A 26507-nucleotide genomic window follows, 5' to 3' on the forward strand; every position below is an offset into this window, starting at 1 on the left:
GAATTTGTAAATTTGAATTCAAGAAAATTAGTCTATGAAAATCGTTATATCACCAGCCAAATCATTAAATTTTGAAAGTCAGTTACCAACAAAAAAACACACTGAACCACAATTTTTAAAAGAAGCCAATACCATTCAGAAAACGTTAAAAAAACAAAAGCCCAAAAAGTTAATGGATTTAATGTCTATTTCTGAAAAGTTGGCCGATTTGAATTGGGAACGCAACCAAGTTTGGGAAACACCATTTACATCAGAAAATGCTCGACCAGCTATTTTTACTTTTGATGGTGATGTTTATACAGGTTTGGATGCTTATACAATTCCAGCTGAGAAAATGGATGATTTACAAGATAAACTGCGAATTCTTTCAGGTTTATATGGTTTATTGAAACCTTTGGACTTGATGCAAGCTTATCGTTTAGAAATGGGAACTTCCATAAGTATTGGAACCAAAAAGAACTTATACGAATTTTGGAAAAAAACAATTACGAAAACCTTAAACGACGAACTAAAAAAAGACGAATTATTCATCAATTTAGCTAGTAACGAATATTTTAAAGCAGTTGATATTAAAACTTTAAAAGTTCCAGTAATCACACCAGAATTCAAAGATTACAAAGACGGAAAATTGAAAATGATTAGTTTCTTTGCTAAAAAAGCAAGAGGTTTAATGGTGCGTTACATCATAGACACCAACGCAGAAACCATTGAAGATTTAAAAGGTTTCAATTATGAAGGTTACGCTTTTGATGCAAATTTGAGTAAAGGAAATACTTTGGTTTTTACTAGGTAGGTTTTAAACCATTTAGGAATTGAGGTTTGTTTAGGTTTTAAATAAATCTGTGAATATGTTGTGAAAATTATTTCACTAGGTATTTAGTTTTATTATGTTGACCAATGCTTTCAAATAAACCCAGTTCAATTCCTTTTTTTAAATCTCTACTTGCTGTTGCACTTGAAATATCTTTAAAAGTATTCATATAATCTTTTCGAGTAAATTCTTTAATTTTTAACTGAATGAAATATTCTAATCGATCAATATCTTTTAGAATTCGATTATTGAAATTAAGAAGATTGGCTAAAGATTTATCAATAACATCCAACATATATTCAATAAAAATAGTTGATTTTCCAGCTTTATCACTCAAAGACAAAGCCTTGTAATATTCTTTTTGGGTTTGACTGATTAACGTTTCAAAAGGTAAAAATTCAAAAATTGGATATGCATCTTTTAAAATTAAGGTTTGCCATAATCTTCCCATTCTGCCATTTCCATCTAAAAAAGGATGAATAAATTCCATTTCATAATGAAAAACACAACTTTTTACCAACGTTAAATCATCTGATTTCTTTAAATAAGCAAACAAATCTTTCATTAAAAAAGGAACATTTTTATGAGGTGGAGTAATGTGTTTTACTTTTGTACCTTTTACAATTCCAACACCTTTTGTTCTGTATTTTCCAGCATCTTCTATTAAACCTGTCATTAATTCGGCATGAGCTTTTAGAAAACTTTTTTCAGAATAAAACGTATACTTTTCTAAATTTTCATAAACCTGAATAGCATTTAAAACTTCCAAAATATCTTTTTTTGGACCAACAATTCTCTTGTTTTCCAATAAAGTCGTTATTTGTTCTTCCGTTAACGTATTTCCTTCAATTTGTAAAGAAGAATGAATAGTTTTGATGCGATTTTCTTTTCGAAGTTGTGGTTTTTGTTTGTTTAAATATGTGGCATTAACTTCACCCAACTTTTCAGCAATAGCAGTTATTTGCTTTAAAATGGTTGGAGTAATGTCATAAGGTGGTTTCATTGATAGTATCATTTGATAGTATCAAAAGTAGTTTTTTTTTGTGAAAAGACAAAACATTTACAAAATAGTTAAATTATGAAGGTTACGCTTTTGATGCGAATTTGAGTAAAGGGAATACTTTGGTTTTTAGTAGGTAGGTTTTTAACTATTTAGGGATATAGATTTGTTTAGGTTTTTTTGATAGTATTAAAAGAATTTTTACGTTACTTTTTAATTAATAAATTTCTATTTCTTATTCATTATTGTAAAAGTAAAATCACTCTCTAACATTCTTTTTTGAACTTCTATTATAATTGGAGAGATATCAGAGTAGGTATCAACATTTTGGACTGTCATTATATATTTTTCATATTCATCAATTTCTAAATCATATTCATGTAAAACTTCATCTAACTCTTTTGAAAAACGCTTTCTGAAAATTTCATGAATACATTTAATAGTACTAAATATCATACTCTTTTCTTCACTTGTAGTAGCAAACCTTTTTCCTTCAAGTTCTTTCCACCAAGGAGCAAATGCTTTTTTTCGATCTCTATTTAGATGTCCTAAGATTTTATTTCTTTTAATTCGTAGTGAGTCAAATTTTTTGATATAATCAAATAAAGGTGTTAAAACATAATGAGTATCAGAAAGATAAAAGTTGTCTTCATTATTGACAAATTTTTCAAAAACGATAAATTCGTCAATCAAAGAGCAAATATAAATATCTAGTAATCTATTTACATCTAAATAAATGTGATGATATTTATTTTCATTTATTTTTTTCATTTCACTCCTAGATAATTCAATATGAGAACATAAATGATTAACATTAAATAAAGTGTGCTTTAGTTTTTCTATATCCATTAAAAAATTATCAGATTTAAGTAATCCAAATATAATCAAAAAAACCAAACCCTAATAAAACCCTCACAAACTACTTCTCACTATTAAAAATCTCCTTCACAGCTTCTTGGTAAGCTCTTGGGCTTTGGGCTTTTTTAATCTTTTTAAAAGTCTTTTGTGGGTTGGAAAACGAAGTAGAAAAGTACTCCCAAAAACCTAACATCTTCATTTTTATAGGAGTTGGTCCAGAAAGAGCTGCATCGTATTCTTGGTAAATCGTATCGTGGAATTCGTTAAAAATGTTCCATCTGTCTTTTGGATATTCTGTCGTGTCATTTTTAATCATGCTAGGTAAAAAAGGATCAGCAATTAAGCCACGACCAATCATAAAATGATCAATACTTGGAAAAAGCTCTTGCATTTCTTTAAACTTGGCTACAGAAGTAATATCACCATTGTAATACAATTTGTGTTTGGTGTTTTCGGTACAACGTTGAAAAGCCTCTAAATTGACACCACCTTTATACAATTGCTTTCCAATTCGAGCATGAATAGCAATATTCTTCAAAGGATATTTATCCAAAATCGGAAAAACATCTAAAATTTCTTCAGGATTTTCGTAACCCATTCGCATTTTCATCGAAACAATTACATCCGTTTCATTGTGTACACGATTTAAAATATGGTCAATTTTTGTCGGTTCACAGATTAAACCAGAACCCATTCCTTTTTTAGTCACCATTGGATAAGGACAACCTAAATTCCAATTCAGTTCTTTGTAACCCAATTCTTGAATGTATTTCACCACAAACAAAAACTCATCAGCATCATTGGTCATAACTTGTGGAATCAACTCTAAAGTATCATTATGTTCCAACTGCAAATCGCGTTGGTACGAATTTTTAATCACCAATTTTCCGTCTAAACGAATGTAAGGAGCATAAAAAGTATCAATGCCTCCAAAGTATTTGTGAAACGCATTTCTAAATCGGAAATCGGTAAAACCTTGTAAAGGTGATGAAAGTAGGGTAGGACTCATGTTCAAAATTGAATCGCAAAGATAGTAGAAAAGGAATTGATTTTAATCTTCTAAAATTTCTTCTTCATCAACACAATAATCATTATAAAAATAAACGATATCTACTAAATGAATTTCTCTTAATTCATGATTATTAATCTTTTTGATTAAACCAGGACAATCCTTAAAATACTCTAAGGCTTTCTTTTTCCAACTTCCTAAAATATAGCAGTTGATACAAGTTGGAAATTCATCTGTGGTTCGTTTTACATAATGATTTTCTTTAATAACTTCCTTTGTTATGCCACCACTTCCATAATAGGGTACTATTCCACGACCTGAATTTGAAGCAGTTGATGAATAAGTATAAATAGTTTCTAAATATAAAGACACTTCATCTTTGATTAAAACTTCAATAAGCTTTGGTTTTTTATCATGCTTACTTAATTTTATATATTCGTATGTTTTTTTAATGTTAAACCCGTAAAAATCAACTTTGGAGACACTTTCATAATCCCAAGAATCCGGTTTGTCTTCAAGAGAAATTCTGAATTTTATTTTCTCATTTTTAATCATAGCAAATCCTTGAATGGAATCACCATCTTTAAAAAAGATTGTTGCTTCTTGGTCTTGAGAAAAGCCATAGAAACAAATAAGTAGAATTAAAAGAAAATAGTTTTTTCTAACTGTAAACATTTTTGATAATATTATGTATCAAAAATAGCCAAATAAATTAGAAATCTAAGTTATTTCAACTCAATTTTATCTAAAACCAATTGAAACGATTCTTTCTTTTTGTTGCCTACTAAAAATACAATTTCTTCAAAAAAATCACTGTTGAAATTAGGTAAATTTAGTTTTCTACCTCTAAAAGAAGGATATAAATCACTTAATTTTATTTCGACAGTTTCCCATTTTCCAGTGGTTTTAAAAGTCGTGATATATGAATAATATGAGTTTGATTTATCTTTAATTCTAAATTGATAGTCTTTGCCATCACCTTTTAATCGAATAAGTATTTTGCTGTCTTTTGTGGTTTTAATTTTATCAAATTGATGACGAACAGATGAAAATCCACCATTGTTTTCAATAGAAACTGTTCCGCTAAAAACACCGTTTCCTTCTGCATCAATAGAAAATTTTCCTTGAGATAAACCACCCATTACACCATCATCAACAGTAAGCCAATCTTTTGAAGAAGAATCTTTATTGAAATCGTAAATCATTGTTGTGTTCATGGCTAAAATTAAAAATAGTAAGTTAATCATAACGTTATTTTTATTAAAGGTACTAATCTGTAATAGAGAATTAAAGCAATTAACAGGTATTTATAGTTTGTTTAAATGTGTTTTTTAAACGAAAAAAATCCCAAAAACAAAATTGAATTTGGGATTATAAATTATAAAAGTTTTAAATTTTATTTTACTTCTTCAGTAGGAGTGATGTCATCAGAAACATCAGTTGTGTTTGCAACATTTGTTGGTTTTACTGTTTCAGCTTTATCATCACCTTTTAAATATGTTGGTAAATTTAATCCAGCCATGTTGAATAAATCATTTAATGGTGGAACTGTTTTCATCATTCCTGATACAAAGTTAGCCGTTGAACCGTTTCCATCAGCATTATTTCCAGAATCCCAAACAGTGATTTTATCAATTTTGATGTTCTTAACCGCTTCAACTTGTGTTTTAACCAATTCAGGTAATTTTTCAATTAACAATAATTGGAAGGCTTTTGTTGGATCACCACCAGCAGCACTAACTACTTCACGGTAACCTTCTGCTTGTTTTGTTAAGATTTCATATAAACCTTTTGCTTCAGCTTCCATTTTTGCAAAGATGGCATCCGCTTCTCCTTTTGCTAATTCTCTGGTTTTTTCAGCTTCAGCTTGCGCATCAATAATTGCTTTTTGTTTAGCAATTTCAGCCGGAATTACAACGTTAGCATTTTGTGTTGAACGTTCTCTTTCAGCACGAGCTTCTTCGGCTTTTTGTTCCGCTACATAAGATTCTTCTAAAGCTTTTGCACTCTGTACTTTTTCAGAAGCTAAAGCGATACGTAAGGCCTCTGCTTCACGTTCTCTTCTTGTCGCTTCAGATTTTGCAATGGCAATTTTAGCTTCATTTTCTCCTTGAATTGCAATTGCATTTGCTTCAGATGTTTTTACACGTGTATCTCTTAATGCTTCAGCTTTACCAATACTTTCATCTTTAAAAGCAGAAGCAATACTTACTTCTCTATCTTTATTGGTAATCGCAATTTTAACATCACGATCTCTATGTGTTTCAGCAATTTGAACGTCTTTTTCTCTATCTGCTAATGCTTTACCAGTTTCTCCAATTTTTTCTTGTTCAGCCACAGAAATTTTAGCTTCGTTTATTGCTTTTGCAGCAGCTTCTTTTCCTAATGCTTCAATATATCCTGATTCATCTTTGATATCGGTAACGTTAACGTTGATTAGTTTTAAACCAATTTTACGTAATTCTGAATCAATATTTTTAGAAATGTTTTCTAGGAATTTATCTCTGTCAGAATTAATTTCTTCAATTGTCATGGTTGCAACTACTAAACGTAATTGTCCAAAAAGTATATCTTTAGCTAATTCTTGAATTTGTTCTGGAGAAAGTCCTAATAAACGTTCAGCAGCAGTATTCATACTTTCACTTTCTGTAGAAATAGCAATCGTAAAACGACAAGGTACATCGACACGAATATTTTGACGTGAAAGAGCATTAGTTAAGTTGGCTTCTATAGAAATAGGTTTTAAATCTAAATATTGGTAATCTTGAACTACTGGCCAAATAAAGGCACCACCACCGTGAACACATTTAGCAGAAGTTCCACCAGTTCGTCCGTAAATTACAAGTATTTTATCGGATGGACATCTTTTGTAACGAGAAATAAGAGTTAAGAATGTTACAAAAACGACAAATACGGCAACAACAATAATAATAATTTGAGTCATAAGTTTAGTTTAGATTTTTTCGACAATTAATAGGTTATCTTCAATGGCAACAACTTTTACAGCAGCACTGGAAGGAATTTTTTCGTTTGAAAGTGTCATAGCATCTAATTCATGAAATGCTCCATTGATGCTAATTTGTACTTTTCCTTTTCCTGATTTTGCTTCTGGAATAGTTAAATAGACTTCGGCTGTTTTGTTGAGTGCATTTTCAATCTTAAAGCTATTATCTTCAGATAATTTTAATACTTGCTTGATGATAAAAAAGAAAATGGCAACAAATGAAAGTCCGACAAGAACAGCAACAATAATCAATACATTTTTACTTTCGATGGAATCATAAAATGAAATTCCAGTCCAGCTAAATCCTAAAAGGAAATTGATTAAGTTTCTTAAAGTAAAGATTTCAAAAGGCATATCGCCACCATCTCCACCGTCTGAATCCATATCGGTTTCTCCACCGCTTAAACCTACAAATGTCATAATAGTTTGTAGTCCAAAAAATAAACTGACAGGCAACGCAATGTACCAGAAAGCTTTTAGTAAAGGTTCATAGTTTTCTAAAAAGTCCATAATTAAAGTTTGGTTGTTGTAATTATACGATAAGTTTTACAATAAGTTACAATACTCTAAAAATTTATTTTTAATACTCTTAAAGTCAATTATTTAAAATATTGTCTTAATAAAGTTTTTGATGTCTGAAATAGGGTTTTCTTTTAAGAACTTAATAAAAGCACTTCCAATAATAGCACCTTTTTGATGTTTTGTAGCTTGAGAGAATGTTTCATGATCTTTAATTCCGAAACCAACGATTTGTGAATTTTTTAGGTTTAAATCTGAAATTCGTTTAAAATAATCCATTTGTTCATCACCAAAACCAGATTGACTTCCTGTAACAGCAGCTGAACTTACCATATAAATGAAACTATCAGAAATAGCATCAATTTGAGTAATACGTTCATTTGAGGTTTGAGGTGTGACTAAGAAAACGTTTTTCAAATTATATTTTTCAAAAATGTCTTTGTATTCATTTTCATAAACGTATAAAGGCAAATCGGGAATGATTAGACCATCAATACCAACTTCTGCACATTTTTGACAAAATTTTTCCATTCCAAATTGCATCATCGGATTGAAATATCCCATAATTATTAGAGGAATATTTACGCTTTCGCGAATGTTTTTCAATTGTTCAAATAGGAGCGAAGTCGTCATTCCGTTTTCAATCGCAATAGTCGAACTTTCCTGAATTGTTGGTCCGTCTGCTAAAGGGTCAGAAAAAGGCAAACCAATTTCAATCATATCCACACCATTTTTTTCCAATTCTTGAAGAATGGAAACTGTATCATTTATTTTAGGATAACCTGCTGTAAAGTAGATAGAAAGCAGTTTTTTATCTTGTTGTATAGTTTTGTTTATTCTGTTCATTTTATTTTTTTTAAATCTCTCGATCCTTGCTGTTTAATTTTTAAAACCCGAAATAATCGATATACGTATTCAAATCTTTATCACCTCTTCCTGATAAATTGATTACAACAATATCTGTTGGTTTGAATTGTTTTTTATCCAAAACAGAAAAAGCATGAGCCGTTTCAATAGCTGGAATAATGCCTTCCATTTTTGAAATTTCTAAACCTGATTGCATCGCTTCTTTATCGGTAATGGCAATAAATTCAGCACGATTAGATTCATGTAAATGTGCGTGTAATGGTCCAACACCAGGATAATCTAAACCTGCAGAAATAGAATAAGGTTCAGTGATTTGCCCGTCTTCAGTTTGCATTAACAGCGTTTTACTTCCATGAATAATTCCGATTTTTCCCAAAACAGAAGTCGCGGCACTTTCCCCAGAATCCACTCCATGTCCTGCTGCTTCCACAGCGATTAATTTTACCGATTCATCTTCTAAAAACTCATAGAAAGCTCCTGCAGCGTTACTTCCACCACCAACACAAGCAATTACATAATCTGGATTTTCTTTTCCTTCTTGTTCCTTCAATTGAATTTTAATTTCTTTAGAAATCACACTTTGAAATTTTGCCACCATATCCGGATAAGGATGAGGTCCAACAACAGAACCGATGATGTAAAATGTGTCAACAGGATTATTAATCCAATCGCGAATTGCTTCATTCGTTGCATCTTTCAAGGTTTTTGAACCCGAAGTTGCAGGACGAACTGTTGCACCCAACATTTTCATACGAGCCACATTTGGAGCTTGACGTTTAATGTCTACTTCACCCATGTAAACGATACATTCTAAACCCATTAAAGCACAAACGGTTGCAGTAGCAACACCATGTTGACCAGCACCAGTTTCAGCAATAATTCGGGTTTTACCTAAACGTTTTGCCATTAAAATTTGCCCGATTGTGTTGTTTACTTTATGAGCACCAGTGTGACATAAATCTTCTCTTTTTAGATAGATTTTTGTGTTGTATTTTTCAGATAAACGTTTTGCAAAATAGAGTGGAGTAGGTCTCCCAACATATTGTTTCAATAAATCATCGAATTCTTCTTTGAAAGAAGGCTCGTTCATTATTTTTAAGTAATTTTCTTTTAATTCTTCTACGTTTGGGTACAACATTTCAGGAATGAAAGCACCTCCAAATTTTCCATAAAATCCGTTTTCGTCTACGTTATATTTTGTTTTCATTTAGCAATTTTTTAAACTTTTCTAATTCATTTTTGTTTTTTAATCCAGGTTCTGTTTCAAAACGACTGTTTACATCAATGGCGTAACAATAGTTAGATAAATCAGAATCAAGGAATTCTTTTGTTTTTGATATTTCGGTTAAACCAATTCCACCGCTTAAAAAGAAAGGTTTTTGTAAGTTGTAATTTTTTAAAACTTGCCAATCGAAAGTTGTTCCGTTTCCACCAGGTAATTTTCCTTTGGTGTCGAAAAGAAAGTAATCAACAACATTTTCATAGGCTTTTAATTCACTGAAATCAAAGTCATTATTTATTGAAAAGGCTTTAATAATTTCTACTTTTTCATTCTTTAAATTGGCACAAAATTCAACTGATTCGTTTCCATGTAATTGAATAGCATCTAATTGAAAGGTTTTGATTTTAGTTTGAATTTCCTCTAGACTTGTATCTACAAAAACGCCTACTTTTTTTACGTTTGAATCTAGTTTTGGAAGTTCTTTTAAATCAAACTTTCGACTTGATTTATCCCAAAAAATGAAACCCAAATAATCAGGTTTTAAAGTAGCAATTTCCTGAATGTTTTCAGAATATTTCATGCCACAGATTTTTAGTTTTATCTTATTCATTTCAAAGAAACTTTTCGGATGAATTCACTTGCTTCTTTTCCTGGATTATCGGTTTTCATAAAATGTTCTCCCATTAAAAAGCCTTGATAACCAAATTTTTGCAAATCTTTAACAGCTTCAACTGAACTAATACCACTTTCCGAAACTTTTACAAAATCATCTGGAATTTGAGTTGCCAATTCTTTGCTATAATCTAAACTCACATCAAACGTTTTTAAATTTCTATTGTTGACACCAATCATGTCTAAACTTGGCATAATCGATTTTTCTAATTCTTCTTGATTGTGAACTTCTAACAAAACTTCTAAAGCTAAACTTTGAGCGAATTTTGATAAATGTTTAATTTCTTCACGAGTTAAAACTGCTGCAATTAGAAGAATTACATCAGCACCATTGGCTTTTGCTTCTAGTATTTGATATTCATCAATCACAAATTCTTTTCGCAATAATGGAATGTTTACAGAAGCTTTGGCTAATAGCAAATCATCTAAACTTCCACCAAAATATTTCCCATCTGTTAAAACTGAAATTCCACAAGCACCAGCATTTTGATAGCCTAAAACAACATCTTCAACAGAATGATTGTTATTAATAACTGATTTTGAAGGTGAACGACGTTTGTGTTCTGTTATAATTCCTGACAAACTGTTTTTTAGCAATTTAGCCATCGAATTAGTTCGTCCATTAAATAAAACGGAAGCTTCTAATTGGGAAACAGGAATGATGCTTTTCTTTAAAGCAACTTCTCTTTTTTTGTCGGTTATTATTTTATCTAAAATATTCATCCTATTTACTTAAAGCTATTAATTGATTTAATTTTCCGAATGCTTTACCAGTTTTCAAACTCTCTTGTGCTTTGGCTAAAGCATCTTCATAACTTGATTTTTCTATAGTTTGAATGGCAACAGCAGCGTTTGCACAAACTACATTATTTTGTTCGACTGAGCCTTTTCCTGAAATAACGTCATGGAAAATTTTTGCTGCTTCATCAATTGTATTTCCTCCTTTTATGCTTTCTAATTTTATAGGTTGAAAGTTAAAATCTATAGGTTTTAAAATTTGCTCTGAATGATTTGAAATTATCTTTACATCATCTGTTAAGGAAACTTCGTCAAAACCACTTAATCCATGTAAAATGCTATAATTAGTTGAAGTGTTTTGGTATAAATAAGCATACATTCGAGCTAATTCTAAACTAAAAACACCAACCATTTGATTCTTTGGAAAGGATGGATTTACCATTGGACCTAAAATGTTAAAAAAGGTTTTAACTCCTAATTCTTTTCGAATTGGACCTACATTTTTCATGGCTGGGTGAAATAAAGGTGCATGAAGAATTGCAATGTTTGTTTCCTCGATTGATTTGGTTAAAAAGTCAACGTCATTCGTGAATTTTACACCCATTTTTTCCATCACATTACTAGAACCTGAAATAGAAGAAACTCCGTAATTTCCGTGTTTTGCGACTTTAATTCCTGCTCCAGCGACTATGAATGAAGCTAAAGTTGAGATGTTGAACGTATCTTTTCCATCACCACCTGTTCCACATAAATCAATAGTGTTGTAAGCTGAAAAATCTACTGGAATACACAATTCCAACAAAGCTTCACGAAAACCTGAAAGTTCTTCGATGGTAATGCTTCTCATCATGTAAACAGTTAAGAATGCTGATATTTGACTTGGATTGTAATTTCCTTCTGATATGTTGACTAATACCTCTTTGGCTTCTGCTTTAGAAAGTATTTCGTGATTGATTAATCTATTTAATATGGTTTTCATTTATGCTGAATTTATTTCAGCATCTCTCGATGCTAATTTTATTTTTTATTGACTGAATACTAACTACTGAACACTGAGCACTAATTCAAAAGCCAATTTTCTAATATCTTTTTTCCGTTTGGAGTCAAAACACTTTCTGGATGATATTGCACACCTCGAACATCATAAGTTTTATGTTTCATAGACATAATTTGTCCGTTTTCATCAATGCTAGTTACGATTAAATCTTCTGGAAGGTTTTCTGTTGAAACAACCCAAGAATGATAACGACCCACTTCGGTTTCTTTTGGTAAATCATTGAAAATAAAATCGTCTTCAGTTTGCGTGACTTTTGTTGCCACACCATGATAGACTTTTTCTAAATTTGTTAATGTTCCACCAAAAACTTCACCAATGGCTTGTAAACCTAAACAAACTCCAAAAATGCTTTTGGTTTTAGCATATCTTTTGATTACATCTTTTAATAAACCAGCTTCATCTGGAATTCCTGGCCCAGGAGAAAGTAAAATTTTATCGAATTTTTCTAGCTCATCTAATTCAAATTCATCGTTACGAAAAACGGTAACTTCTGCATTCAAATCTTCTAAATAATGGACTAAATTATAAGTAAAACTATCGTAATTATCTATGACTACTATTTTCATTTTTTATTTTTATTGTAAGATTGAAGGATTAAAAGATTGAAAAATTAGCTAATCTTTAAATCATTCAATTTTTTAATTATTAAATATTTTCTGCTAAATCCAAAGCTTTTTGCAAAGCTCCTAATTTATTATAAACTTCTTGTGTTTCGTTTTCTTCTGATGAATCAGCTACAATTCCAGCTCCAGCTTGAAAGTGTAAGGTATGGTTTTTACTCAAAAAACTTCGAATCATAATTGCGTGATTAAAATTACCTTCAAAATCCATAAATCCTATCGCTCCTCCATAAAAACTACGATTTGTTTTTTCGATTGATTCGATTAATTGCATGGCTTTGTGTTTTGGAGCACCAGATAAAGTTCCAGCTGGAAACGTTTTTGCAACCAATTCCATAAAAGGATGATTGGGTTTTAATTTTCCGGTTACTTTAGAAACTAAATGAATCACGTGAGAGAAAAACTGGACTTCTTTATATTTCTCAACTTTCACTTCGTTACAACTTCTGCTTAAATCGTTTCTGGCTAAATCAACCAACATAACGTGTTCGCTGTTTTCTTTTTTGTCTTCGTTTAATTTTTTGGCTAAAATGGCATCATCTTCATCATTTCCTGTTCGTTTAAAAGTTCCAGCGATTGGGTGAATTTCTGCATGATTATCTTTAATAACTAATTGCGCTTCGGGCGAAGACCCAAATATTTTAAAATTTCCATAATCAAAATAGAATAGGTAAGGAGAAGGATTGATACTTCTTAAAGCACGATAAACATTGAACTCATCACCTTTAAAATCTTGCGAAAAACGTCTTGATAAAACCAATTGGAAAACATCTCCACGTTGGCAATGTTTTTTGGCTAAAGTCACATAATTTTTAAAATCAGAATCCGTTAAATTTGATACTACTTCACCATTTTTCGTAAAGTTAAAAGAGGCAAAGTTTTTCGCTTGCAACAATTGTTGGATTTCGTCAGTATTGTTTATATTTTCATATGAATGACAGAATATGTATGCTTCATTTTTAAAATGGTTTATCGCAATTATATTCTGATAAACAGCATAATAAATTTCTGGAATCTTATTTTCAGTAGACTTTTCTGTAATTTCTATTTTTTCAAAATGTTGAATCGCATCATAAGCAATATAACCAAAAAGACCTTGTGTAATGAATTTGAATTTGTTTTCATCGGTACTAAATTGTTTTGAAAAGCGTTCGATTTCATTTGGAACATTAACGTGATTATCAATAGGAATAATTTCAGAAAAACCATCAGGAAAATTAGTTTCAATTTTTTGATATTCAACTTTTATAGAAGCTATTGGATTGAAACAGATGTAAGAAAAACTATTTTCATTTCCATGATAATCAGAACTTTCTAGTAAAATGCTATTCGGAAATTTATCTCTAATTTTTAAATAAACACTAACAGGAGTCATTGTATCTGCTAGAATTTGTTTGTAGTTGGTATTTAATTTATATGTTTTCATTAATTGTATTTTAAAATTTTGCAATAAAAAAAGGCTTGTCGTGATTGACAAGCCTTTATATGTATTTGATTAAATTATACTATAGGAGGATTTGCTCACGTCGTTTGAAGTAAGTTGTTCCACCACCAAGTAATATTTAAAATTGTGTTCATGTTCTTTTATTGTTCCACAAAGATATAGAAAGTAAATTGTAAAAAGCAAATTTTATTTTAATCTCTTATAACTAAATCATATTTTTCCAATAAACCTCTTAAGCCATCTACAGAAAATTGAGCTTTTTTAAGTTTGTTAACTTCTGGATCAATAACGTAATTATAACTGGTGTAAAAATCTGCTTTATTAGCAATAGTGTTGCTAAAAACACTTCTTCTTAAATCGCAATTGTTGAAAATGCTTTCAGTTAAATCGGTTTCCATAAAGTCAACAGCAACCATACTGCAATTGTCAAAACGCATTTTTTTAAGCTTCAGTTTGTAAAACTGAGCATAATCTAAAATGCAATCTTGAAAATTAAAATGATATAAAACTTGGTCTGTCATGGCAAAATTCACGCTTGTAAAATTACATTTTATGAATAAAACATCACGAAGAGAAACATAATTGATTCTAGTATTTTTGAAATTACAATCTGTAAACGTACAATCTACAAAGGTTTCATTTTGAAAAGTACAACTTGTAAAGTCACAATTCACGAATTGACAATCTTCAAATTCTTTGTATTTTATGTCAGCTTCTTCAAAAGTTTTGCCTTCATATTTTTCTCCAACTATGTAATCACTCATTTTAATAATTTTGGTAAAAATAAGCTTTTTGAAGCGAAGAATTTACAATAAAGTTATGTTAAAGTGACTGCTACTAATTATTGAATTGATTAATTTTGAAATTAAATAAGTAGTATATGAAGTTTTCGTTTTCAATTTTATCCTTTGTGTTTTTTATCTTTTTTGGACTTATATCAGTAGCTCAAGAAAGTGAAATTCCAAAACCTTTGAAAATATATAAAAGTGCCAATTACGAAGTAAAATCTTTTGATTATGAAGGATTAGAAACTTACATGTCAATTGAAAATGATACCACTTATGTTTATAATTTTTGGGCAACTTGGTGTGCACCTTGTATTGCAGAATTGCCAAGTTTTATAAAATTACAAGAAACTTACAAAGACAAACCTTTTAAATTGGTTTTAGTGAGTTTGGATTTTTCTAAATCTGTTGAAAAGAGTTTGTTGCCATTTTTAGAAAAGAAAAAAATGAATGTTGAAGTAATATTATTAAATGATCCAGATGCCAACAGTTGGATTGAAAAAATAGATAAAGATTGGTCTGGAGCTATTCCGGCTACGTTAATAGTTAATAAAAACGAACGAAAGTTTTATGAACAATCGTTTGAATATGAAGAATTAGAAAAAGAAGTTAAATCGTTTGTAAATTAAATTAGAAAAAATGAAAAAATTTAGAATTGCTCTATTGGGATTAATTGGTGTATTTGTTTTTGCCTTTACAACAAAAGATACAGCTGCAGGTTATGAAATTGGTGATGTTGCCACAGATTTTTCTTTGAAAAACATTGACAACAAAATGGTTTCTTTAAAAGATTATAAAGATGCTAAAGGGTTTATCGTGATTTTTACATGTAACCATTGTCCATTTTCAAAAGCATATGAAGATAGAATTATTGCTATGGATAAAAAATACAAGAAATTAGGATATCCTGTGATTGCAATTAACCCTAATAATCCAGAAAAAAACAAAGATGATAGTTTTGACAAAATGATTGTTAGAGCAAAAGAAAAAGGATTTACTTTCCCTTATTTATTTGATGATGGACAAAAAATTTATCCTCAATATGGTGCAACAAAGACACCTCATGTTTATATTTTAGAGAAAACAGCTAAAGGAAATATAGTGAAATATATTGGAGCAATTGACGATAATCATGAAGATGAAAAAGAAGTGAAAGCAAAATATGTTGAAGATGCAGTAAATTCACTTTTAAAAGGAAAAGAAATAGAAGTTAAAACTACTAAAGCTATTGGTTGTTCCATTAAAGCTTAACTATAAAAAACCTAAAAATTTGAATAATGAACCATGCTTTTTGCGTGGTTTTTTATTTTAATAGTAAAACTTTTGCTTATTTTAGCACTATTAAAATTACAAAAATGATTTCAGAAGCACAATTTAATACAGAATTAGATATAATAATTTCAAATGCCATTAGAGAAGACGTTGGTGATGGTGACCACAGTTCTTTAGCTTGTATTCCAAAAGAAGCACAAGGGAAAGCTAAACTTTTAGTCAAAGACGATGGAATTATAGCTGGTGTCGAATTTGCCAAAATGATTTTCAACTACGTTGATTCTGATATGGAAGTTGAAACTTTTATAAATGATGGTGAAAAAGTAAAATACGGAGACATCGTTTTTCATGTTTCGGGAAAATCGCAATCCATTTTAAAAGCGGAACGTTTGGTATTAAATTCAATGCAACGAATGAGTGCAATTGCTACAAAAACTAGAATGTTTGTCGATTTAATTGGTGATGCAAAAGCAAAAATATTAGATACTAGAAAAACAACACCAGGAATTAGAGCTATAGAAAAATGGGCTGTAAAAATTGGTGGTGGAGAAAATCACAGATTTGCTTTATATGATATGATTATGCTAAAAGACAATCACATTGATTTTGCTGGAGGAATTGCTCAAGCCATTGAAAAAACTAAACATTATTTAAAAGACAATAATAAAGACTTAAAAATTATTGTAGAAGCAAGAGATATGAATGAAGTCGAACAAATTATAGAAGCTGGTGGCGTTTATCGTATTTTATTAGATAACTTTGATTTTGAAACTACTAAGAAAGCCGTAGCGTTTATTGGTGATAAATGTCTAACAGAATCATCAGGAAATATCAATGAAAAAACCATTCGCGAATATGCTTTGTGTGGTGTTGATACTATTTCATCTGGAGCTTTAACGCATTCGGTTTATAACTTAGATTTAAGCTTAAAGGCTTTGTAAATTTATGTCAGAAATAATAGAAGAGAAACTCAAAAAAATTCCAGTTATTAAACAATTGGTTCAATTAACTAAGGGGATAAAAATGAAGTCTTTAGTTGAGGGAATGTCATTGTATGATATTCTTGAATTATATATTTTGGGAATTTTCAAAGGAGCATTTTCATATAGAGCAAGTGCTATTGCTTTTAGTTTTTTTATGGCTTTATTTCCTTTTGCACTATTTATTCTGAATTTGATTCCTTACATTCCTATAAAAGATTTTCAAGTCGATTTTATTAATTTTATTGCTCAAAATGTACCTCCAAATACTTTTGAAGCTATAGATAAAATCATAGTGGATATTTTAAGCAATAGTTATCAGGGTTTATTATCAAGTGGTTTTATACTTTCTATTTTTTTAATGACTAATGGTGTAAATGCAATTTTAGGAGGTTTTGAAATGTCAGAACATATTACATTAACAAGGAGTTATTTTAAACAATATTTAATTTCATTAGCCTTATCATTGATTCTTTCACTACTTTTATTAATAACTGTTGCTGCTATAATTGTTTTTGAGGTTTTTATACAGAAAATTAAAATTCAAGACTTCTTTTCAGACAATATTTCATTAATTGAATGGGGAAGATATGCATTTGTAATTTTAATGATTTTAATTACGACTTCTACCTTATATAAATATGGAACAAAGGAAACTGCAAAAATTAAATTCATTAGTTCAGGAGCAATATTTACTACAATTTTAATTATACTTTCCTCTTATGTTTTTGGTATTTATGTAGAAAAATTTGCTAGATATAACGAATTATATGGTTCAATTGGCACGCTTCTTGTTCTTATGTTCTATATATGGATTAACTGTATGGTTCTTTTATTAGGATTCGAATTAAATGCAGCAATTAACAAATTGAAAAGAAAAAATTTATATATTTAACAAAAATTAAAAACAATAATTATGAAAAAGCAGATTTTAGCATTATTTTTAGTAGCATTTACAACATTTACATTTAATGCTCAAACAACAGTTTCTGGAGTAAAAGTAGATGGAAAACTTTCTTTAGAAGGAAAAGATCTTACTTTAAACGGTGCAGGAACTAGAGAGAAATTTTGGATGGATCTTTATGTTGGATCTTTATATACTACTAAAAAGACAACAAATGGTCAAGATGTAGTTGATAGTAAAGACGCTGCAGCAATTAAATTGAACATTGTTTCAGGAATGATTACTTCTGAGAAAATGATTAGTGCAATAAATGAAGGATTTGATAACTCTACTGGTAAAAACACAACAGCATTAAAATCAAAAATCGATAAATTTAAAGGGTTCTTTAAAGAGAAAATTGTAAAAGGAGATGTTTTTATCATTATGTATGATGGTGATGAAGTTCACGTTTACAAAAATGGAGCAAAAAAAGGTTCTATTGATGGATATGATTTCAAAAAAGCATTGTTCGGAATTTGGTTAGGAAAAAAACCAGCTGATGACGATTTAAAAGACGGAATGTTAGGAAAATAATTTCTCAACAAATAAATAAAGAAAAGCACTTCCAATTTGGAGGTGTTTTTTTTTACACATGAGTAATTGAAGTTAGTAATAGCTATGTTTTCTATTTATAGTAAAACGACTGAAACACAAAGTAAAATCTATGTGCCTATGTGGTTAAAGAAAATCAGAAAATAATCTGCCAACTAATAACTGAACACTGAACACTTTTTTTTACATTTGCTAAATGCAGTTTTTTATAGAAGTCGTTTTACCGTTAGCTGTTGATAAAACCTTTACTTATGAGGTTTCAGAAGCAGAATTTAATTATGTTTCCATTGGAATGCGCGTTGCAGTGCCTTTTGGAAAAACCAAAGTGTATACTTCTTTAGTAATTGGTAAAAACAACAATCCACCACACTTATATACAGCCAAAGAAATTCATCAGATTATTGATGAAAAACCTATTGTAAACGAAATTCAATTAGCCCATTGGAAATGGATTGCGTCCTATTATATGTGTTCTTTGGGAGAAGTTTTTAAATCTGCTTTGCCTTCTGGATATATGTTGGAAAGTGAAACGATTATTACTTCCAAAAAAGAGGCTGAAATTGATGAAAACGAATTAAAAGACGACGAATACCTAATTTTTGAAGCTTTAAAATTACAATCCTCAATCACAGTTAACGATGTGGTTAAGATTTTAGGAAAGAAAACCGTTTTTCCAGTTTTAAATCGTTTGTTAGAAAAAGGAGCTTTGCAGTTGCAAGAAGAAATTTCAGAGCAATACAAACCCAAACAAGTTCGCTACATAAAACTACAAGAAGAGTTTTTAAAACAAGAAAACTTAGCTGTTTTAGTAGAGGAATTATCAAGAGCCAATAAACAACGCGAATTGGTTTTATCTTATTTTCAACTTCAAGCTAAAGAGAAAAAACCCATTTCTGTCAAACAATTAATTGAGTTTTCAGGAAGTTCTTCAGCCATCGTAAAAACATTAATTGATAAAGATATTTTTATTGAATACTTCATCAATCAAGACAGAGTTATTTTTGAAAAAGAAGATGATAGTCATTTTACGCTAAGTAAACCCCAACAAAAAGCTTTTGACCAAATTGAAGAAAGTTTTCTTGATAACGATATTACATTACTACATGGTGTAACAGCTTCAGGTAAAACCGAAATTTACATCAAACTCATAGAAGAACAAATCAATAAAGAGAAACAGGTGTTGTTTTTGTTGCCCGAAATTGCTCTTACAACACAATTAGTCCAAAGACTAGTAGCTTATTTTGGAAATCAAGTGGCTGTTTTTCATTCCAAATATTCAAATAATGAACGTATTGAAGTTTGGAATCAAGTTTTAGAAAACTCCGAAAAAGCTAAAGTCGTAATTGGAGTTAGGAGTGCTTTATTTTTGCCTTTTTCAAATTTAGGATTAATTGTCGTTGATGAAGAACACGAACAAACCTACAAACAAGAAGCACCAGCACCAAGATATCACGCTCGAGATTGTGCAGTCGTATTGGCTAAACAACATCAAGCTAAAATTTTATTAGGAAGTGCAACACCAAGCTTAGAAACCTATTATAATGTTAAAACCAATAAATATAAGGTAGTCGAATTAACCGAGCGATACGGAAACGTTGTTTTACCTGAAATTAAACTTATCGATTTAAAAGATAAGTATTTCAGAAAAAGAATGAACGGACATTTTTCAGATGAATTAATAGAAGGAATTTCAACAGCATTAGAATTAGGAGAACAAATCATTTTGTTTCAAAATAGAAGAGGATTTTCACCTTATGTAGAATGTATTACTTGTGGTCACGTTCCCAATTGTCCAAGTTGTGATGTGAGTCTGACTTATTACAAGCACAAAAACCAATTGCGCTGTCATTATTGTGGGTATTCAATTGCGAATCCAACCCATTGTCACGCATGTCAATCCGTTGAACTAACTACAAAAGGTTTTGGAACAGAACAAATAGAATTAGAGTTAAAAGCCATTTTTCCAGATAAAAATATTGGCCGAATGGATCAAGACACAACTAGAGGAAAATTTGGGTACGAAAAAATTATAGATTCTTTCAAAAATAGGGAAGTAGATATATTAGTAGGAACACAAATGTTAGCCAAAGGATTGCATTTTGATAATGTGACTTTAGTCGGAATTCTAAATGCAGATAATTTATTAAATCAACCCGATTTTAGGGCTTACGAAAGAGCTTTTCAAATGATGACTCAAGTTGCAGGTCGTTCTGGTCGTTCTGAAAAGAAAGGTTTGGTAATGATTCAGACTTATAATGTATTTCATAATACAATTCAGCAGGTTCTGACTAATGACTATGCTTCGATGTTTAAGGAACAGATTTATGAACGTCAGAATTTTAAATATCCACCTTTTTATAAATTAATCAAACTGACTTTAAAGCATAAAGATTACGATAAATTAAAAGAAGGCTCAATGTGGTTATATAATGTGTTGTCTCAAAATTTACCAATGCCAATTCTTGGACCAGAAGAACCAGCCATAAGTAGGATTAGAAACCAATACATTAGAACTGTCTTAATTAAAATTCCAAAAGAAAAGAACTTGTCTTTAACCAAAAAAACTATCCATAAAATAATGAATAGTTTTGAGGCTATAGGGTTTTATAGAGCTATAAAAGTTACTATAAATGTAGATAATTATTAAGAAGACTTTTTTAAGGCTTCCATTAAGTTGTCTTTTTTGTTTCTACTAAGCGGAATTTTAAAGGTATCAATTTCTGCAAATTTGCTATTGAAAGTTTCCACTTTGCTTATATTAATAATATACGATTTGTGTACTCTAATAAATTTATCAGTTGGCAAATCTTTTTCAAATGCCTTCATAGTAGAAAGTACTAAATGGCTATCATCTTCTGTGATTACTTTAACATAATCTCCAAAAGCTTCAACCCATCTTATTTTTGAAGTAAATATTTTTAGTTTTTTTAAATTACTTTTAATAAAGATGAAATCTTCATCTTCTTCATTCGTTTCTTTTTGAAGTGTAAATAAATTAAAAGCTTTAGAAACGGCTAAATTAAAGCGTTCTTTTGTTAAGGGTTTGTGTAAATAATCAGTAGCATTGTAATCAAATGCTTTTAGGGCATATTCAGTTTTAACTGTTATGAAAATAATTTGTGGTTTAACTTTTAAACCGTCTAAAAAATCAAATCCATTAATTACAGGCATTTCAATGTCTAAAAAGACTAAATCAATGTTTTTTGTTGATATACAGTTTTTAGCATCAGTTGCATTGGAGAATTCACCTACAAGCTGTAAAAATTGATTATCATTGATAAGTTTGGACACAGTTATTCGCTGCAATGCACTATCATCAACAACTATACAGTTTAATTTCATTTATCAAATTCATGTGTTACTACGGCGTAAATATATTGCTAATCATTATAATACACAAATTTATTCAGAAAAATAAGGGCTTTATTTAATTACAATAAATTGTTTGAAAATGTTTGTTAGTTATGTATAAAACACTTACTTTTGCACCCAATTTTATAACAAAATAAATTTTATAGTATGAATCATTATGAAACTGTTTTCATCTTGAATCCCGTTTTATCTGAACAACAGATAAAGGAAACAGTTAGCAAGTTTGAAGATTTTCTTACTTCTAAAGGATCAAAGATGGTAGCCAAAGAGGACTGGGGCTTAAAAAAATTAGCTTACGAAATCCAACACAAAAAAAGTGGTTTTTATCACTTATTTCAATTTGAAGCACCTGCAGATATTCTAGTAGGTTATGAAACAGAATTTAAACGTGACGAAAGAGTTATGCGTTTTTTAACTGTATCATTAGACAAACACGCAATTTCGTGGGCAGAAAGAAGAAGAGACAAATTAAAAGCTAAATCAAACTAATTATGGCATCTTTAGAGCAATCAGCAAAAGGTAAAAAAGAGGGAGATATTAGATATCTTACTCCTTTAAATATAGATACAAACAAACAAAAGAAATATTGTCGTTTTAAAAAATCGGGTATCAAGTATATCGATTATAAAGATGCAGATTTCTTATTGAAATTCGTTAACGAACAAGGTAAAATTTTACCACGTAGATTAACAGGGACTTCTTTAAAATACCAAAGAAAAGTATCTGTAGCAATCAAAAGAGGAAGACATATTGCAATTATGCCGTATGTAGCCGATTTAATGAAATAATATTAATAATTAAGTTGTTGGTTTTCAACATAACGAAACCTAACTTCTATTTAAAAGGACAACAACATGGAACTTATCTTAAAACAAGACGTTCAAAATTTAGGATTTAAAGACGATACTGTAACAGTAAAAAACGGTTACGGTCGTAATTTTTTAATTCCTCAAGGATTTGCAATTTTAGCAACTCCTTCAGCTAAAAAAGTATTAGCTGAAAATTTAAAGCAAAAAGCACACAAAGAGCAAAGATTAGTGGATGATGCAAATAAAATTGCAGAAGCATTAAACGCTCTAGAAATTAAAATTTCTGCAAAAGCAGGTGGAGAAAAATTATTTGGATCTATCACAAATGCTAATATTGCAGAAGCTTTAGCAAGTAACGGACATTCAATTGATAGAAAATTCATTTCAAGTGGAATCGTTAAACGTACTGGTAAATATTCAGCTAACGTAAGATTACACAGAGATGTAATTGTAGAATTAGCTTATGAAGTTATTGCTGATAAAGCATAATTTTTATAAATATCTATTAAAAGCCTTCCAATTTGGAAGGCTTTTTTTTTATCTTTACATTTCTATTTACATCAATTAATGAAATACGCTAGACTTACAAAAGAACAATTAGAAGAATTACATCCTGAATTTATAAATTTCCTTGCTACTCAATCTATTGATAAAAAAGAATGGGATGAAATTAAAAACAATAAACCTCAAGTTGCAATGCAAGAAATTGACGTTTTTTCAGATTTAATTTGGGAAAGAGCTCTAACAAATGTCAATTTTATTGATCATTTTTCTACCAATTATATCTTTTTATTCAAATGTATTGACACTATGGTTTATTCGTTAGTAATAAATACCAACGACAAAAAAGTCGATTTCCTTACCAAAGAAGGCATTAATTGGTTAAGTGAAAATATGTTTTCAGACAGCGTAGAAATCCAAAAAGGAAAAAAAGATATTTCTCAAGATAGAAATCAAGCGCTTTTTAAAATTATAAAAGAAGGTGGAATCATTAGCAAAGGTGAATTATTTTCAAAATTAGAACATCTTATCAATAACTAGTTTTATGAACGTTTTAGAAACTATTACAAAGCTTCGTGCCGAATTAAATCAGCATAATTACAATTATTATACATTAGATAATCCAACGATTTCTGATTATGATTTTGATGTGAAATTAAAAGAATTACAAGATTTAGAAACAAAACATCCAGAGTTTTTTGATGAAAATTCCCCAACTTTAAGAGTTGGTGGAACAATTACCAAAAATTTTGAAACAGTTCCACATGAATATAGGATGTATTCTTTAGATAATTCTTATTCCAAAGAAGACTTGTTGGATTGGGAAACACGTTGCAAAAAGATAGTTGGAGATGTTGCTTTAGAATACACTTGCGAGCTAAAATATGACGGAGCTTCAATTAGTATTAGTTATGAAAATGGTTTGCTTAAAAGGGCTGTAACACGAGGTGATGGATTTCAAGGTGATGATGTAACGAACAACATCAAAACTATAAAAGCTGTTCCCATAAAATTAAAAGGAGATTATCCTGATAAATTTGATATTCGTGGTGAAATCGTATTGCCTTTTGCAGGATTTGAGAAAATGAATCAAGATTTAATTGAAATTGGTGAAACTCCCTATTCAAATCCAAGAAATACAGCTTCTGGAAGTTTAAAATTACAAGACAGTGCTGAGGTTGCAAAACGACCTTTAGATTGTTTATTATATTCAATTATAGGAAATAATTTAGACTTAAATACACAAAATGAAGCTTTACAAAAAGCTAGAGATTGGGGATTTAAAGTGCCAAATCAATCCAAATTAGCTAAAAATTTGGATGAGGTTTTTCGGTTCATAGATTATTGGGATATTCATCGTCACGATTTACCTTATGAAACGGATGGAGTAGTGGTGAAAGTAAATTTAATTCAATACCAAAATGAATTAGATTATACCGCAAAATCACCACGTTGGGCTATGGCTTATAAGTTTAAATCGGAACAAGTTAGTACAGTTTTAAACTCAATTTCTTATCAAGTCGGACGAACTGGAGCAATCACACCTGTTGCCAATTTAGAACCTGTTCAATTAGCTGGAACAATAGTAAAGAGAGCATCTTTGCATAATGCAGACCAAATTGAAAAATTAGATATTAGAATAAATGATACTGTTTTTGTTGAAAAAGGAGGGGAAATTATTCCAAAAATTATTGCTGTTGATTTAGCTGAAAGAAAAGCAAATTCTGAACCTACAAAATATATTACTAACTGTCCAGAATGTAACACAGAATTAGTCAGAATTGAAGGTGAAGCCAATCATTATTGTCCAAATTTTTATGGTTGTCCACCACAAATCATCGGAAGAATTCAACATTATATTTCGCGTAAAGCAATGGATATTGAAGGTCTTGGAGGAGAAACAGTTGCTTTATTATTCAATGCAGGTTTAGTTACAAATTACGCTGATTTGTATGAATTGCAAAAAGAACAAATTATTCCATTGGAGCGAATGGCAGAAAAATCAGCCGAAAACTTGATAAAAGGTGTTGAAGATTCTAAACAAGTTCCTTTTGAACGTGTTTTGTACGCTTTAGGAATTCGTTATGTTGGAGAAACAGTAGCCAAAAAGTTAGCCAAACATTATAAAAATATTGATGCAATTGCAAATGCAACTTTAATGGATTTAGTTTTAGTTGATGAAATTGGAGAAAAAATTGCAGAAAGTGTAGTGTTGTTCTTTGAAAATCAAGATAATAGACTTATCGTTGAACGATTGAAAAACTATGGAGTTCAGTTAGAAATGAATGCTTCTAATGACACAACGGTTTCTGATAAATTAAAAGGCAAAATATTTGTAGTTTCTGGAGTTTTTGAAATTTATTCTAGAGATGATCTAAAAAAAGCCATTGAAAATAATGGTGGAAAGGTAGGGAGTTCAATATCGTCAAAAACCGATTATGTTATTGCTGGAGACAATATGGGACCATCAAAATTAGAAAAAGCCAATCAATTAAATATTCCAATTATAAATGAATTTCAATTTAATGAATTATTGAATACAATATAAAAGAATTAAACAACAATGTTTTTGGTTTGATTAGCGTATTTCTCATCCTTTGAAAAATAGAAATCTATTCGACCAAGATTTATTCCATAACAACCAACTTGATTGATTAGTACATCTTTTCCGTCACTATTTCTTTCAACAACAGGTTTGTCTAAAAAAGTATGTGTGTGTCCACCAATTATTAAATCAATGTCTTTTGTTTGTTGAGCTAAAAGAATATCGCAAACTTTTTCGGGTTCATTTTTATATTTGAATCCTAGATGAGAAAGGCAAATAATCAAATCACATTTTTCAACTTCTTTTAATTGACGAACGATGTCTTTTGTGATATCAATAGGATTATTGTACACCGTTTCTTTGTACAGTTTTTTGTCAACCAATCCTTCTAATTCGACACCTAAACCAAAAACGCCAATTTTTAAACCAGCTTTTTGAAATATTTTATAAGGTTTTACAATTCCATCTAAAACGGTGTTTTTAAAATCATAATTAGCCGAAACAAAATCAAATTTTGCGTGAGGTAATTGTGAATAAAAACCATCGATACCATTATCAAAATCATGATTTCCTAAAGTACCTAAATCATACTGCATCATGCTCATTAATTTAAATTCTAATTCACCACCATAGTAATTAAAATAAGGTGTTCCTTGGAAAATATCTCCAGCATCTAATAGCAAAACATTATCTTCTTCAGACCTAATTTTATCAATTATTGTAGCTCTTCGAGCCGCTCCAGCTTGATTAGGATTTTTCGGATCATCAGCAGGAAATGGATCAATATGACTATGTGTATCATTGGTATGAAGAATAGTCAGTTTTTTTATATTTTCAACAGAGTCAAAACTAGTTAAGGATAGTCCTCCAAAAGTCAATAAACTTGAAGTTGCTGCTGTATTTTTTATGAATTCTCTTCTTTTCATC

Annotated in this window: 29 protein-coding genes; 12 read left to right on the top strand and 17 right to left on the bottom strand. The window is 30.0% G+C overall.

The window, feature by feature from the left end; all coding sequences use genetic code 11:
* Positions 1-34: 34 nt before the first annotated feature.
* Positions 35-793, top strand: a complete 759-nt coding sequence (gene yaaA, locus AAC008_RS09350; RefSeq protein WP_339888974.1) for a peroxide stress protein YaaA — start codon at positions 35-37, stop codon at positions 791-793.
* Positions 794-860: 67 nt separating this feature from the next.
* Here the strand turns inward: yaaA and AAC008_RS09355 are convergent, their stop codons facing one another.
* From AAC008_RS09355 to AAC008_RS09425, 15 genes are all read right to left on the bottom strand, one after another.
* On the bottom strand, positions 861-1814 hold the full coding sequence (locus AAC008_RS09355; RefSeq protein WP_339888976.1) for a Fic family protein: 954 nt from the start codon (positions 1812-1814) through the stop codon (positions 861-863).
* Between the two features lie 225 nt (positions 1815-2039).
* Entirely contained in the window at positions 2040-2660 is a 621-nt protein-coding gene (locus tag AAC008_RS09360; RefSeq protein WP_339888977.1) for a hypothetical protein, read from the bottom strand.
* A 70-nt stretch (positions 2661-2730) separates the two neighbouring features.
* Positions 2731-3678 (bottom strand): tRNA-dihydrouridine synthase family protein, encoded by a 948-nt coding sequence (locus AAC008_RS09365; RefSeq protein WP_339888979.1) that lies wholly within the window; start codon positions 3676-3678, stop codon positions 2731-2733.
* A gap of 42 nt (positions 3679-3720) precedes the next feature.
* Complete coding sequence (locus AAC008_RS09370; RefSeq protein ID WP_339888980.1) at positions 3721-4353, bottom strand: hypothetical protein; 633 nt, start codon at positions 4351-4353, stop codon at positions 3721-3723.
* A 50-nt stretch (positions 4354-4403) separates the two neighbouring features.
* On the bottom strand, positions 4404-4925 hold the full coding sequence (locus AAC008_RS09375; protein WP_339888982.1) for a CIA30 family protein: 522 nt from the start codon (positions 4923-4925) through the stop codon (positions 4404-4406).
* Positions 4926-5074: 149 nt separating this feature from the next.
* Positions 5075-6622 carry an SPFH domain-containing protein gene (locus tag AAC008_RS09380; protein WP_339888983.1) on the bottom strand — a complete coding sequence of 516 codons (1548 nt, stop codon included), beginning with the start codon at positions 6620-6622 and terminating at the stop codon, positions 5075-5077.
* Positions 6623-6631: 9 nt separating this feature from the next.
* The gene (locus AAC008_RS09385) at positions 6632-7192 is read right to left on the bottom strand and encodes an NfeD family protein (RefSeq protein WP_339888984.1); all 561 of its coding nucleotides are present in this window, start codon (positions 7190-7192) and stop codon (positions 6632-6634) included.
* Positions 7193-7285: 93 nt separating this feature from the next.
* Entirely contained in the window at positions 7286-8047 is a 762-nt protein-coding gene (gene trpA / locus AAC008_RS09390) for a tryptophan synthase subunit alpha (RefSeq protein ID WP_339888986.1), read from the bottom strand.
* A 40-nt stretch (positions 8048-8087) separates the two neighbouring features.
* Positions 8088-9275 carry a tryptophan synthase subunit beta gene (gene trpB / locus AAC008_RS09395; protein ID WP_339888988.1) on the bottom strand — a complete coding sequence of 396 codons (1188 nt, stop codon included), beginning with the start codon at positions 9273-9275 and terminating at the stop codon, positions 8088-8090.
* Positions 9259-9870 (bottom strand): phosphoribosylanthranilate isomerase, encoded by a 612-nt coding sequence (locus AAC008_RS09400; RefSeq protein WP_339888989.1) that lies wholly within the window; start codon positions 9868-9870, stop codon positions 9259-9261. Before AAC008_RS09400 ends, trpB begins: the two co-directional genes overlap by 17 nt.
* 26 nt (positions 9871-9896) lie before the next feature.
* A complete protein-coding gene (gene trpC / locus AAC008_RS09405; RefSeq protein ID WP_339888991.1) occupies positions 9897-10685 on the bottom strand; it encodes an indole-3-glycerol phosphate synthase TrpC in 789 nt (262 codons plus the stop codon).
* A gap of 1 nt (position 10686) precedes the next feature.
* Complete coding sequence (trpD, locus tag AAC008_RS09410) at positions 10687-11679, bottom strand: anthranilate phosphoribosyltransferase (RefSeq protein ID WP_339888993.1); 993 nt, start codon at positions 11677-11679, stop codon at positions 10687-10689.
* An 80-nt stretch (positions 11680-11759) separates the two neighbouring features.
* Complete coding sequence (locus AAC008_RS09415; RefSeq protein WP_339888994.1) at positions 11760-12323, bottom strand: aminodeoxychorismate/anthranilate synthase component II; 564 nt, start codon at positions 12321-12323, stop codon at positions 11760-11762.
* A gap of 79 nt (positions 12324-12402) precedes the next feature.
* On the bottom strand, positions 12403-13803 hold the full coding sequence (locus tag AAC008_RS09420; protein WP_339888996.1) for an anthranilate synthase component I family protein: 1401 nt from the start codon (positions 13801-13803) through the stop codon (positions 12403-12405).
* Between the two features lie 209 nt (positions 13804-14012).
* Entirely contained in the window at positions 14013-14585 is a 573-nt protein-coding gene (locus tag AAC008_RS09425) for a pentapeptide repeat-containing protein (RefSeq protein WP_339888998.1), read from the bottom strand.
* Positions 14586-14701: 116 nt separating this feature from the next.
* Here AAC008_RS09425 and AAC008_RS09430 point away from each other — a divergent pair, with 116 nt between their 5' ends.
* From AAC008_RS09430 to priA, 6 genes are all read left to right on the top strand, one after another.
* On the top strand, positions 14702-15235 hold the full coding sequence (locus tag AAC008_RS09430) for a TlpA disulfide reductase family protein (RefSeq protein WP_339888999.1): 534 nt from the start codon (positions 14702-14704) through the stop codon (positions 15233-15235).
* Between the two features lie 10 nt (positions 15236-15245).
* On the top strand, positions 15246-15857 hold the full coding sequence (locus AAC008_RS09435; protein WP_339889001.1) for a thioredoxin family protein: 612 nt from the start codon (positions 15246-15248) through the stop codon (positions 15855-15857).
* Positions 15858-15961: 104 nt separating this feature from the next.
* On the top strand, positions 15962-16819 hold the full coding sequence (gene nadC, locus AAC008_RS09440; RefSeq protein ID WP_339889002.1) for a carboxylating nicotinate-nucleotide diphosphorylase: 858 nt from the start codon (positions 15962-15964) through the stop codon (positions 16817-16819).
* Positions 16820-16823: 4 nt separating this feature from the next.
* On the top strand, positions 16824-17753 hold the full coding sequence (locus AAC008_RS09445) for a YihY/virulence factor BrkB family protein (protein WP_339889004.1): 930 nt from the start codon (positions 16824-16826) through the stop codon (positions 17751-17753).
* Positions 17754-17774: 21 nt separating this feature from the next.
* The gene (locus AAC008_RS09450; protein WP_339889005.1) at positions 17775-18335 is read left to right on the top strand and encodes a chalcone isomerase family protein; all 561 of its coding nucleotides are present in this window, start codon (positions 17775-17777) and stop codon (positions 18333-18335) included.
* Positions 18336-18549: 214 nt separating this feature from the next.
* A complete protein-coding gene (gene priA, locus AAC008_RS09455; RefSeq protein WP_339889007.1) occupies positions 18550-21000 on the top strand; it encodes a primosomal protein N' in 2451 nt (816 codons plus the stop codon).
* Here priA and AAC008_RS09460 read toward each other — a convergent pair.
* Positions 20997-21695: a LytTR family DNA-binding domain-containing protein gene (locus AAC008_RS09460; protein ID WP_339889008.1), complete on the bottom strand. Its 699-nt coding sequence runs from the start codon at positions 21693-21695 to the stop codon at positions 20997-20999. The genes priA and AAC008_RS09460 overlap by 4 nt on opposite strands.
* A 177-nt stretch (positions 21696-21872) precedes the next feature.
* Between AAC008_RS09460 and rpsF the strand changes: the two genes are divergently transcribed.
* From rpsF to ligA, 5 genes are all read left to right on the top strand, one after another.
* Positions 21873-22214: a 30S ribosomal protein S6 gene (gene rpsF, locus AAC008_RS09465; RefSeq protein WP_026716519.1), complete on the top strand. Its 342-nt coding sequence runs from the start codon at positions 21873-21875 to the stop codon at positions 22212-22214.
* Between the two features lie 2 nt (positions 22215-22216).
* The gene (gene rpsR / locus AAC008_RS09470; RefSeq protein WP_026716518.1) at positions 22217-22513 is read left to right on the top strand and encodes a 30S ribosomal protein S18; all 297 of its coding nucleotides are present in this window, start codon (positions 22217-22219) and stop codon (positions 22511-22513) included.
* Between the two features lie 66 nt (positions 22514-22579).
* Positions 22580-23023 carry a 50S ribosomal protein L9 gene (rplI, locus tag AAC008_RS09475; protein WP_339889009.1) on the top strand — a complete coding sequence of 148 codons (444 nt, stop codon included), beginning with the start codon at positions 22580-22582 and terminating at the stop codon, positions 23021-23023.
* A 78-nt stretch (positions 23024-23101) separates the two neighbouring features.
* On the top strand, positions 23102-23575 hold the full coding sequence (locus AAC008_RS09480; RefSeq protein ID WP_339889011.1) for a DUF6495 family protein: 474 nt from the start codon (positions 23102-23104) through the stop codon (positions 23573-23575).
* Between the two features lie 4 nt (positions 23576-23579).
* The gene (gene ligA, locus AAC008_RS09485) at positions 23580-25583 is read left to right on the top strand and encodes an NAD-dependent DNA ligase LigA (protein WP_339889013.1); all 2004 of its coding nucleotides are present in this window, start codon (positions 23580-23582) and stop codon (positions 25581-25583) included.
* A gap of 5 nt (positions 25584-25588) precedes the next feature.
* Here the strand turns inward: ligA and AAC008_RS09490 are convergent, their stop codons facing one another.
* Positions 25589-26506 (bottom strand): metallophosphatase, encoded by a 918-nt coding sequence (locus AAC008_RS09490; protein WP_339889015.1) that lies wholly within the window; start codon positions 26504-26506, stop codon positions 25589-25591.
* Between the last annotated feature and the right edge of the window lies 1 nt (position 26507).

The organism is uncultured Flavobacterium sp., from assembly GCF_963975515.1.
In the GTDB taxonomy this organism is placed as follows: Bacteria; Bacteroidota; Bacteroidia; order Flavobacteriales; family Flavobacteriaceae; genus Flavobacterium.